The following is a 10,915-nucleotide window of genomic DNA, read 5'->3' as shown; positions in this document are numbered from 1 at the left end:
GGGCCCGCGGCCCCCGCGGGGGGGGGGGGGGGGGGGGGGGGGGCGGTCGCGGGGCGGCGGGGCGGCGCCCCCCCTCCCCCCCCCCCCGCGGGCCCCCGCCGGCCCGCCCCGCCCCGCCCCCCGCCCGCCCCCCCCCCCACGGCCGTTTCCGGCGCGGCCGTCCCCTTCCGCCCTCCGGACGCCGGTCGGCCCCGCTCCGCTGTCCCGCCACCCCCTGACACGGACGGGTGGAATCGCAGGAATAACCCCGGTCAGCCGGGTATCCGTGCGGTCCAACGTCTCAAGGGGGGGAACGCATGTTGGGAATCAAACGCCTGGGCCTGCTGGCCGCGCTGGTGCTCGTGGGGCTGGCGCCAGCCGCCGCGGCCCAGGCCGCAGCGCAGCCGTCGACGCAGGACACCCAGTACCTGCAGGCGCTGCACCAGGTGAACCTGTTCGAGATCACCGCGGGTGACCTGGCACAGCAGAAGGGTCAGAACCAGCAGGTCAAGGACCTGGGCAAGATGTTCGTGACGGACCACACCCAGCTGGACCAGACGGTGCAGTCCACCGCGCAGCAGCTCAACGTCCAGCTGCCGGCCGACCCGACAGCCGACCAGCAGAAGGTCCTCGACCGGCTGAACAACCTCAGCGGCGCCGACTTCGACAAGGCGTGGGTGACAGCCCAGTTGGCCGGTCACGTCCAGGCCATCCAGGCCACCCAGACCGAGATCTCGCAGGGTTCCGAGCAGTCGGTGGTCCAGATCGCCCAGGACGCCCTGCCGGTCCTCCAGGCGCATCTCGACGCGCTGACGGCCTTGGCCCAGACCCTGGGCGTCCCGGTCCCGCAGACCAGCCCCAGCGGCACGCCCAGCCCGGGCGGCACCACGTCGCCTGGCCCGGGTGGCACCGAGTCGCCGACCCCGGGTGGCACCGGCACCGAGGAGCCCGCTCCGGGCACCACGGAGACCCCGGCGCCCGGCCAGAGCTGACGCGTACGACCGACGCTGGCCGGTCCGCCCTGCGGGGCGGGCCGGCCACCCGCGTGCGGTCAGTCGGCGTTGGCCAGCCCGATGGCGAACGCCTCCTCCAGGTCGTGCTGCGAGTAGGCGCGGAACGCGATGTGCGACTCGGTGTTGATCACCCCGGGCACCTTGGAGATGCTGCCGGCGATGACCTGGGCGATCTGCTCGAACTCGCGGACCCGGACCATGGCGATCAGGTCGACGTGCCCGGCCACCGAGTAGACCTCGCTGACGCCGGGCAGGTTGGCCAGCGTCTCGGCCACCTCGGGAATGGAGTCGGTGGCGCAGTCGATCAGCACGATCGCGGTGATCACGGGACATTTCTCCGTTCGTCGACGTCGAGGCCCATGCTAAGGGCTGCGGGGGTCACCGGGCCGCCGGGACGGTCAGGTCGGTGCCGGCCCGGATCACCTCGCTGAGGCGTTCGTCGGCGGCGACGGTCGCGCCGGGCCAGACGACCGAGCGGTCCACCGCGCCGCGCACCACGGCGCCCGCCCCGACCACCGAGCGGGTCACCCGCCCGTCGACCGTGGCGGACGGGTCGACCAGGCCGCCGGGGCCGGCCGCGTGCAGGTTGGCCGCCAGGTAGTCGGCCGGGGTGCCGGTGTCGTAGAAGGTTCCCGCGTAGGGGAGCACGGTGAGCGCGCCGGCCTGCTCGGCCGGCCGCCAGACCGCCCGGACCAGGTCGCCGAAGCTCGCCGGCAGGTCCCGGACCAGCCGCCAGGGCAGCAGCGAGAACCCCACGAACCGGTGGCCGTCGAAGGTGCCGGGAGCCGCCGGGTCCTCCGCCGGCTGGCCGAGCAGGCGTACGCTCCGCCCGTCCCAGCCGTCCAGCAGCGCCGCCACGTCCGGCCCCGGCGGGGCGTCCGGGTCGGCCAGGTACGCGTCGGCGTTGCCGACCAGCACCCCCCGCCCGGCGATCCACTCCCGCAGGTTCCCCAGCCCGCCGGCGGTGCCGAGCGGATCACCCGGCTCGACCGACAGGTGCGCCCGGGCGCCGACGTGCGCCACCACCTGCCCGCCCAGGTAGCAGGCGTTCACCGCGACCCGGTCCGGCCCGGCCAGACCCAGCCCGGCCAGCCGGTCCAGCGCCCGGTCGAGCAGCGGCACGTTGCCGACCGGGCAGAGCGCCTTCGGCAGGTGCTCGGTGAGCGGGCGCAGCCGGGTGCCCTCGCCGGCGGCGAGCACCACCGCGCAGACGTCCGCGGCCGCCCGCCAGCCGGGCCCGGACGCGGCGGCCGTCGCGGGGGCGGTCACGCGGCGGGTGGCGCCGCCGGCGGGGCCTCGCCCGCGCGCGGGCCGATCCCGTAGTAGCGGAGCAGGTTGGCGGTGGCCCGACTCAACCGGGGCAGGTCGTCCAGCGGGTGCCAGGCGGCCTCGAAGACCTCGGCGCCGTCCACCGTCAGCTCGGTGCTGGAGGCGGGCACCTCGGTCTCGAAGACGACGTCCACCCAGCCCTTGGCGTGCACCACGGCGTTCGGCACGGCCGGGCGGAGCCGCTCGGGGGAGAGCCGGATGCCGGACTCCTCGTGGAGCTCGCGGGCCGCACCGACCACCGGCGCCTCGCCGCGCTGCAGCAGCCCGGCCGGGAGGGTCCAGCTGTGGCCGGGCGGCTGGCGCAGCAGCAGGATCCGGCCCGCCCCGTCGGCCTCGGCGTCCCGGACCAGGGTGACCGCCCCGACGATGTACTTCGGCACGGCGAGCCGGACCAGCCGGCGCCGCAGCGGGACCGGGAGCCGGTAGAAGATCTGGTAGCCGAGGGCCCGTCCGGTGGCACGCGCGCGGGGGATCATGCCTGTAAGGCTAGTGGCCGGGCGGCGCCGGCGGATGAGCGGAGTTCGGCTACTGCCGGTGGTCGACCAGATCGATCAGCTGCCGGACCACCGTGTCCGGCTCGACGGTGCGGTCGAAGACCGCCACCAGCAGGGTCTCCAGGTCGGGGTAGCCCAGCTCCTCGGAGAGCCGCAGCAGCGGCAGGTCGCTGGCCAGGCCCCGGTTGTGCTTGCGCAGCGCCAGGCCGATGGTGGCCCGGCCCAGGCGGACCTTGTCGGCGATCGAGATGCCCGGTTCGGTGTGCTCGGCGAACCAGCGGTTGATCTGCATCTGGGCGTGCGGGGACTTGACGAAGCCCAGCCACTCCCGGCGCGGCCCGCGCGGCGCCACGTCGACCTCGAAGCCGCTCTCCGCGTCGCTCTCGGTGAAGATCTCCACCACGTCGCCCTCCTCCAGTTCGGAGGAGAGCGGGGCCAGTCGGCCGTTGATCCGCGCGGCGAGGCAGTGGTCGCCCCGCTCGGTGCCCAGCTCGTAGGCGAGGTCGACGGGGGTGGCCCCGGCCGGCAGCACCACCTGCCGCCCGTCGGCGACCACCTGGATCTGCGCCTCGGCCAGGTCGCAGCGGAGCGACTCCATGAACTGGGTGGGGTCGACCGTCTCCTGCTCCCAGTCGAGCACCCGGCGCAGCCAGGCCAGCTCGTCCGCCCGGTCGGCGGCCCGGGCGGTGGCGCCGGGGAAGCGGTAGTCGCCGGCGACGCCGTACTCCGCGGCGCGGTGCATCTCCTCGGTGCGGATCAGCACCTCGACGGTCCGGTCCTGCGGGCCGCAGACGCTGGTGTGCAGGGACCGGTAGAGGTTGTTCTTCGGGGAGGCGATGAAGTCCTTGAAGCGGCCCGGCACCGGCCGCCAGAGCCCGTGCACCGCGCCGAGCGCGGCGTAGCAGTCGGTGGCCGGCCCGTCCACCACGATGGCGATGCGGGGCAGGTCGTAGGGGGCGGCGTGGTCGCCGGCCACCGTGTCCTTCCAGATCGAGTAGAGGTGCCGGGGGCGGGGGCCGACCTCGGCGTCCACCCGGCTGCGGCGCAACGCGACGCGGGTCTTCGCCACCACGTCGTCGAGGTAGGCGTCCCAGCCCGGCCGGTCGTGCACGAACCGGGCCATCCGCGCGTGCTCCTCCGGCTGCAGGTGCAGCAGCACCACGTCGTCCAGCTCGCGCTTGAGGGTCTGGATGCCCAGCCGGTCGCAGAGCGGGACGAGCACCTCCTGGGTCTTGCGGGCGATCCGCTCCCGGGAGGCGGCCGAGCGGACCCCGAGGGTCCGCATGTTGTGCAGCCGGTCGGCCAGCTTGATGATCAGCACCCGGACGTCCTTGCCGGCCGCCACGATCATCTTGCGGATGGTTTCCGCCTCGGCGGCCTTGCCGTAGAACGCCTTGTCGAACTTGGTCACCCCGTCGACCAGGTGGGCCACCTGGCGGCCGAAGTCCTCCTGGAGCGCCTGGAGGGTGTAGCGGGTGTCCTCCACGGTGTCGTGCAGCAGCGCGGCGACCAGGGTGGTGGTGTCCATGCCGAGGTCCGCGCAGATCTGGGCGACCGCGAGCGGATGGGTGATGTAGGGCTCACCGCTCTTGCGGAACTGGCCGCGGTGCATGTTCTCGGCGATCGTGTAGGCCCGCCGCAGCACCGACGCGTCGGCGCTGGGATGGATGCCCCGATGGGCGCGGACCAGCGCGGTGACCGGGTCGTTGTCGGTGGTGGGCCAGGTGAGCAGGGAACGCAGCCGACGGGAGAGCGGGAGCTCGCCGGGCTGGGTCGGGAGGGCGCCGCCCAGGGCGGCGCCGTGTCCGGCGTCGACGTCCACCTGGGACACCTCCTCACCCCGGCCCCTGGTCGCCGGGGCCGGCGACCGGGAGCAGGCCCGCGAATCGGGCAGGACTGCACTTCTCTAACAGCCTAAGGGAGTTGACGTAGTCCGATCGGACACTTGGTCATGAGCGTTCGGTCGAGAGTTGCTGGGACGCGCCGTTCTCCGCCTTGGTCAGCAGGTCGCGGAACCGGCCCGCGCCGGCGACCGGCGAGGCCCATCCGGCCGAGGTCTCGACCAGCCGGGTCTCCGGTCGCTCCAACCAGGACAGGATCCGCTCGGTCTCCTCGGCGGTGGCCGCCGGCACCGGGCCGTGCCCGGGCAGGACCGTCTCGGCGGTGGCCCGGATCGCGGCGATGGTCGGTCGTGGGTGGACACCCGGCGGGGAGACCCCGGCCCCGGCCAGCCGGCCGTGGCGCACCAGGGCCAGCTCCCAGCCGCCCCGGGTGGCCGGGCGGGCGGCGGCCAGCTCGGCGATGCCGGTCAGCGCGGCCAGCCGCTGCATCCGGACCGCCGCGCGCAGCACCGCGGCCAGCCGGCTGCGGACCACCGCGGCCTCCTCGTAGCGCCGGGCGGCGGAGAGCACCTCGATCCGGGCCAGCAGGGCGTCCACCACCACCTGCGGGTCGTCCCGGGTGGCGGTGCGGAACGGGACGGCGGCGCGGTGGTCGTACTCCTCCGGGGTGATCCGGTGCTCGCAGGGCGCCGGGCAGCGACCCAGCTCGGCCAGCGCGCACGCCGGCATGGTGGTGCGCCGGGACAGCCGGTGGGTGCACTGGCGCAGCGGCACCGCGTCGTGGAACCCGGCGGCGGCCAGCTCGGCGGCCTGCTTGGACCGGAACGGGCCGAGGTAGGCCGAGTCGGTGGGGGCCAGGTCGCGCACGATCGACAACCGCGGGTAGGCCTCGTCGGTCAGCTTCAGCCAGACCTGGCGCTCCGGGTACTTCGACCGCCGGTTGTAGGGCGGCGCGTGCGCGGCGATCAGCCGCAGCTCGCGCACCTCGGCCTCCAGCGAGTGGGCGCACTCGACCGCCTCCACCCGCTCGGCGGCGGCCAGCATCTCCGAGATCCGGGCCCGCTTCTCGGCGGCAGTGAAGTAGCTGCGCACCCGGGTGGCGATGTCGACGGAGGTGCCGACGTAGAGCGGCCGGTCGTCGGCGGCCCGGAAGATGTAGACCCCCGGCACCTTCGGCAGCCCCTCGGCGAGGTGCCGCTTGCGGCGCTGGGTCGGGGTGACCGCCCGGGCGAACTCGATCGCCTCGCCGATGGTGTCCACCCGGTGCCCGCCGAGCCGGCCGATCAGCCCGTGCAGCACGTCGACCGTGGCCTTGGCGTCGTCCAGCGCCCGGTGCGTGGGCTGGGTGGCGGTGCGGAAGTAGGCCGCCAGGGTGCCCAGCTTGCGGTTGGGCACCTCGTCGCGGATGAGCACCCGGCGGGCCAGCGCGGCGGTGTCCAGCACCCGCGGGTTGGGCCAGGTGTAGCCGTGCTTGGCGCAGGCGGCCTTGAGGAAGCCGACGTCGTAGGGGGCGTTGTGGGCCACCAGCACGGAGTCGGCGATGAACTCCAGGAAGCTCGGCAGCACCTGCTCGATCGGCGGGGCGGGGAGCAGCATGGCCTGGGTGATCCCGGTCAGCACGGTGATGAACGGCGGGATGGGCACCCCCGGGTTGACCAGGGTGGCCAGCACGCCCAGCTCCTCGCCGCCGCGCACCTTCACGGCGCCGATCTCGGTGATCCCGCCGCCGTCCGGCGCGCCGCCGGTGGTCTCCAGGTCGACGACCACGAAGGTGGTCGCGTAGAGCGGCAGCGCGGGGTCGACCCCCGTGCCCGCCGCCGGGTCCAGGCCGGCCAGCGCCTCCTGGACGTACTCCGCTCGCGTCACCCGCGGCACGCTAGCGGCGGGGTCCGACACTCCCGTCCCAGCAGTCCCATTCGTTACCACGGCGGTAGGATGAGAGATCGGCTCACTCACCGGGCGGTGGGCCCGTTCGGGGTGGGAGACTTGCCACATGCCCCTCACCGAGCCGCACGACGACCACACCTCCGCGGAGGAGCCGGTGGTCGGCGCGCGCGACGCCGGTGAGACCCCGGAGAGCCCCTCGGCCCCGCCGGAGCCGGAGCCGACCCTGCCCGAGCCCGTCCGGCAGCGGATCGTGGCGCTCACCGCCGCGGTGCTGCCCGGGCTGGCCGCCGACGAGGTACCGGTGCCGCTGCGCCGGGTGGCCAAGTTCGCCCCCAACCGGCGGGCCCGTCTCGGCGCCCCGGCCATCGCCGCCCAGCTCACCGCCGACCCGCTGTTCCGGCAGCGGGTCACCGCCCGGGTGCTCGCCGACGCCGGCGACCTGGGCGCTGCCGTGGTGGAGGGGACCGCCCCGGCGGCGGCCGACCCGGTCGAGGTGGCCGCCCTGGCCTACCTGGCCCGGCCCCGGGGCTGGCGCGAGCTGATCGAGGCCAGCGGCGCCGCGGTGCGCGCCGAGGCGGACAGCGCGGTGGTCGCCGAGCTGGTCCGCGAGGCCGAGCAGCGGGCCACCCGCGCCGAGCACGACCGGGCGGTGGCCCGGGTCGAGGCGGAGAAGCTCCGCGACGAGCTCGCCCGGGTCCGCGAGGAGCTGGGCCAGCTCCGCGAGGAGGCCCGCCAGCTCACCCGTACCCTCCGGGAGACCCAGGCCCGGGATCGCAAGGCCACCGAGATGCTGGCCACCGAGCGGGGCCGGGCCGCCCGCGCGGCGGCCGACGCGGACGCCGAGCTGCGCCGCGCCCGGGCCCGGCTGGCCGAGGCGGAGGCCGCGGCCGGGGTCGCCCGGGTCAGCGCCAAGGAGGCCCGCTCGGTCGACGAGGCGAAGCTGTGGCTGCTGCTGGAGACGATCGGGCAGGCCGCCGTCGGGCTCCGCCGCGAGCTGGCCCTGGAGCCGGTGGAGAAGCTGCCCGCCGACTTCGTGGCCGACGCGTTCGCCGACCAGACGGGGGCCGCCCCGGCCGGGGCCGCGACCCGGGCCCGGGACACCGACGACCCGGCCCGGCTCGACCAGCTGCTCGCGCTGCCCAAGGCGCACCTGGTGGTGGACGGCTACAACGTCACCAAGCGCGGCTTCGGCGAGATGTCGCTGGAGCAGCAGCGCAAGCGGCTGATCAGCGGGCTGGGCGGGATCGCCGCGCAGACCGGGGACGAGGTCACCGTGGTCTTCGACGGCGCCGAGCGGATCCACGGGCTGCCGCCCACGCCGCGCGGCGTACGGGTGCTCTTCTCGCGCAAGGGCGAGACCGCGGACGAGCTGATCCGCCGGCTGGTCCGCGCCGAGCCGGCCGGGCGGCCGGTGGTGGTGGTCTCCTCCGACCGCGAGGTCGCCGACGGCGTGCGCCGGCACGGCGCCTACCCGCTCGGAGCCGACTCGCTGCTGCGGCGGCTCGCCCGATCCTGACGCCGGATGATCGGATTCGGGGCGGGTGCTGCCTCGTTGTCCGGTTCTGTCGCACCCTCGCCCTAGCCTCGTGGTGACCGACGGTGGTGGTCGCTTCCCTGTCCGCCACCGGCGACGCGTCAGGAGGCGTTGATGCTCATCGACTGCGACACCTGCGGGATCCGTGGCGCCGGGTGCTCCGGCTGCCTGGTGACCGCGCTGCTCGACACCGGCGCCGCGGCGGCCGACCTGGGCCCCGCCGAGCACCGGGCGATCGAGGTGTTCGCCCGGGCCGGGTTCGAGGTGCAGGTGCTGCCCGCCCCGCCCGCTCCCCGGCGGCGGCCGGCTCGCCGCCGCCGGGTCGCCTGATCCACCGCGGCACCGCGGCCACCGGGCCCGCGCCGGGCCTTAGGATGGGCCCTCACGGCGGGAGGGGAGCGGCATGACGCGGCTACGGCGCGACGGGGTGGGGCGGTGACCCCGCGCGGCTGGGCGGTGCTGACCCTGGCCGGGCTGGCTGTCGCGCTGCTCGTCGCCGGGGCGCTGCTGATCCCGTGGCACCGGCCGCCGGCGCCCCGCACCGACCAGCTCGCGGCGCTGCGCGCGCTCCCGGTCGAGCAGGTGGCCCGGGGTCGGGCCTTCCACGGCGCGTTGCGCCCGGCCGGCTGGTCGGCGCTCGCCGTCGGCCTGGTGGTGGCCCTGCTGCTCGGGCTCACCCCGCTCGGCGGCCGCCTGGTCGAGCTGGCCGGCCGGCCCTTCGGCGGGCACTGGGTCGCCCAGGCGATGCTCGGCGGGCTGGCCGTGATGTTCCTCGCCGACCTGCTCACCCTGCCCTTCGCCGCCTGGCGGCAGACCGTGCTGACCCGCTACGGGCTGAGCACCCAGGGCTGGGGCGGCTGGGCGGTCGACCTGCTCAAGTCGTACGCGGTCAGCGCGGTGATCGGCGCGCTCGTCCTGCTCGGCTTCTACACGGTGGTCCGGCTCGCCCCGCGCTGGTGGTGGGCGTTCGGCGCGGCCGGGGCCGCCGCGCTGGTGGTGCTGCTGTCGTTCGTGCTGCCGGTGCTGGTCGAGCCGGTGTTCAACCGGTTCACCCCGATGGAGCCCGGCCCGCTGCGCACCGAGCTGACCAGCCTGGCCGCCCGGGACGGGGTGCCGGTGCGCGAGGTGCTGGTCGCCGACGCCTCGCGGCGGACCCGGGCGGTCAACGCGTACGTCTCGGGGCTGGGACCGACCCGGCGGGTGGTGGTCTACGACACCCTGCTGCGCGAGGCGGACCCGGCGGAGGTGACCAGCGTGGTCGCCCACGAGCTGGGGCACGCCAAGGACCGGGACGTGTGGACCGGCACCCTCATGGGGGCGCTGGGCGCCGCCGCCGCGGTGGTGGCCCTCTACCTGATCGGCTCCTGGACGCCGCTGCTGCGGCTGGCCGGCGTCGACTCGATCGCCCAGCCCCGGGCGTTCCCGCTGCTGATCGCGCTGGTCACGGTGGCCGGCCTGGTGGCCACGCCGGTGCAGGCGCTGGTCTCCCGGCGGGTGGAGTCCCGGGCCGACGCCCACGCGCTGGCGCTCACCGGCGACCCGGCCACCTTCGAGGCGATGCAGCGCCGACTGGCCGAGGTGAACCTGGCCGACCCCGACCCGCCGCGCTGGGAATACCTCTGGTCGGCGTCCCACCCGTCCACCGTGGAGCGGATGGCCGCCGCCCGCGCCTACGCCAGGGAGTCCGGCGGATGAGCCGCACCTTGCTGATCACCAACGACTTCCCGCCGCGCCCCGGCGGCATCCAGTCGTTCGTGCACAACCTGGCGGTGCGCCAGCCCGCGGGCTCCGTGGTGGTCTACGCGTCGAGTTGGCGGGGCGCGGCCAAGTTCGACGCCGACCAGCCGTTCGAGGTGGTCCGGGAGCGCACCAAGGTGCTGCTGCCCACCCCGCTGGTGGCCCGCCGGGCGGCGCGGCTGGCCCGGGCGTACGACTGCGACACGGTGTGGTTCGGCGCGGCGGCCCCGCTGGGGCTGCTCGCGGCGGGGCTGCGCCGGCGGGCCGGCATCCGCCGGGCGGTGGCGCTCACCCACGGGCACGAGGCCGGCTGGGCCACGCTGCCCGGCGCCCGGTCGGCGCTGCGCCGGATCGGCCGGGGCGTGGACGTCACCACCTACCTCGGCGAGTACACCCGGGTCCGGCTGGCCCGGGTGCTGGACGGGGTGACCGAGCTGCGCCGGCTCGCCCCGGGCGTCGACGTGGACACCTACCACCCGGGTGTCGACGGCGAGCGGGTGCGGCTGCGGCTGGGGCTGGCCGACCGGCCGGTGGTGGTGTGCGTCTCGCGCCTGGTCCCGCGCAAGGGGCAGGACATGCTCATCCGGGCGATGCCGGAGATCCGCCGCCGGGTGCCGGACGCCGCGTTGCTGGTCGTCGGCGGCGGCCCCTACCGGGCGGCGCTGGAGAAGCTGGCCCGGCAGACCGGGGTGGAACGCGACGTGGTGTTCACCGGCTCGGTGCCCTCGGCCGAGCTGCCCGCCCACTACGCCGCCGGCGACGTCTACGCGATGCCCTGCCGGACCCGCAACCGCGGGCTGGACGTCGAGGGCCTGGGGATCGTCTACCTGGAGGCCAGCGCGACCGGGCTGCCGGTGGTGGCCGGCGACTCCGGTGGCGCGCCGGACGCGGTCCGCGAGGGCGAGACCGGTTACGTGGTGCGCGGCCGGGACGTGGCCCAGCTCGCCGACCGGGTGGCCACCCTCCTCGCCGACCGGGACCTGGCCCGCCAGCTCGGCGCGGCCGGCCGGGCCTGGGTGGAGCGGGAGTGGCGCTGGGAGACCCAGGCCGAGCGGATGGCCGCCCTGCTCGCCGGCTGACCCACGGGTGATGGCCCCGGCG

Annotated in this window: 10 protein-coding genes; 5 read left to right on the top strand and 5 right to left on the bottom strand. The window is 75.8% G+C overall.

Going from position 1 to position 10,915, the window contains the following annotated elements; all coding sequences use genetic code 11:
* Positions 1-296 precede the first annotated feature (296 nt).
* A complete protein-coding gene (locus ABZV78_RS22575; protein ID WP_355641451.1) occupies positions 297-971 on the top strand; it encodes a DUF4142 domain-containing protein in 675 nt (224 codons plus the stop codon).
* A 59-nt stretch (positions 972-1,030) separates the two neighbouring features.
* Here the strand turns inward: ABZV78_RS22575 and ABZV78_RS22570 are convergent, their stop codons facing one another.
* The 5 genes from ABZV78_RS22570 to ABZV78_RS22550 form a co-directional block, all read right to left on the bottom strand.
* Complete coding sequence (locus tag ABZV78_RS22570; RefSeq protein ID WP_091122500.1) at positions 1,031-1,318, bottom strand: Lrp/AsnC ligand binding domain-containing protein; 288 nt, start codon at positions 1,316-1,318, stop codon at positions 1,031-1,033.
* A gap of 52 nt (positions 1,319-1,370) precedes the next feature.
* A complete protein-coding gene (locus ABZV78_RS22565; protein ID WP_355641449.1) occupies positions 1,371-2,261 on the bottom strand; it encodes an NTP transferase domain-containing protein in 891 nt (296 codons plus the stop codon).
* Positions 2,258-2,797: an NUDIX domain-containing protein gene (locus tag ABZV78_RS22560; protein WP_355641447.1), complete on the bottom strand. Its 540-nt coding sequence runs from the start codon at positions 2,795-2,797 to the stop codon at positions 2,258-2,260. Before ABZV78_RS22560 ends, ABZV78_RS22565 begins: the two co-directional genes overlap by 4 nt.
* Before the next feature lie 49 nt (positions 2,798-2,846).
* The gene (locus ABZV78_RS22555; RefSeq protein ID WP_355641455.1) at positions 2,847-4,637 is read right to left on the bottom strand and encodes an HD domain-containing protein; all 1,791 of its coding nucleotides are present in this window, start codon (positions 4,635-4,637) and stop codon (positions 2,847-2,849) included.
* Positions 4,638-4,764: 127 nt separating this feature from the next.
* Positions 4,765-6,522, bottom strand: a complete 1,758-nt coding sequence (locus ABZV78_RS22550) for a DEDD exonuclease domain-containing protein (RefSeq protein ID WP_355641445.1) — start codon at positions 6,520-6,522, stop codon at positions 4,765-4,767.
* 127 nt (positions 6,523-6,649) lie between these two features.
* On the opposite strand from ABZV78_RS22550, the gene ABZV78_RS22545 reads away from it, so the two are divergent.
* From ABZV78_RS22545 to ABZV78_RS22530, 4 genes are all read left to right on the top strand, one after another.
* On the top strand, positions 6,650-8,059 hold the full coding sequence (locus ABZV78_RS22545; RefSeq protein WP_355641443.1) for an NYN domain-containing protein: 1,410 nt from the start codon (positions 6,650-6,652) through the stop codon (positions 8,057-8,059).
* Positions 8,060-8,191: 132 nt separating this feature from the next.
* Entirely contained in the window at positions 8,192-8,407 is a 216-nt protein-coding gene (locus ABZV78_RS22540; protein WP_355641441.1) for a hypothetical protein, read from the top strand.
* A gap of 105 nt (positions 8,408-8,512) precedes the next feature.
* Entirely contained in the window at positions 8,513-9,772 is a 1,260-nt protein-coding gene (locus ABZV78_RS22535) for a M48 family metallopeptidase (RefSeq protein ID WP_355641440.1), read from the top strand.
* Positions 9,769-10,893, top strand: a complete 1,125-nt coding sequence (locus ABZV78_RS22530; RefSeq protein ID WP_355641438.1) for a glycosyltransferase family 4 protein — start codon at positions 9,769-9,771, stop codon at positions 10,891-10,893. The genes ABZV78_RS22535 and ABZV78_RS22530 overlap by 4 nt, the downstream gene beginning before the upstream one ends.
* Positions 10,894-10,915 lie beyond the last annotated feature (22 nt).

Origin of the sequence: Micromonospora sp. NPDC004540 (assembly GCF_040610095.1) — a bacterium.
Lineage (GTDB): Bacteria > Actinomycetota > Actinomycetes > Mycobacteriales > Micromonosporaceae > Micromonospora.
This window is presented reverse-complemented; position numbering and strand designations above follow the sequence as displayed.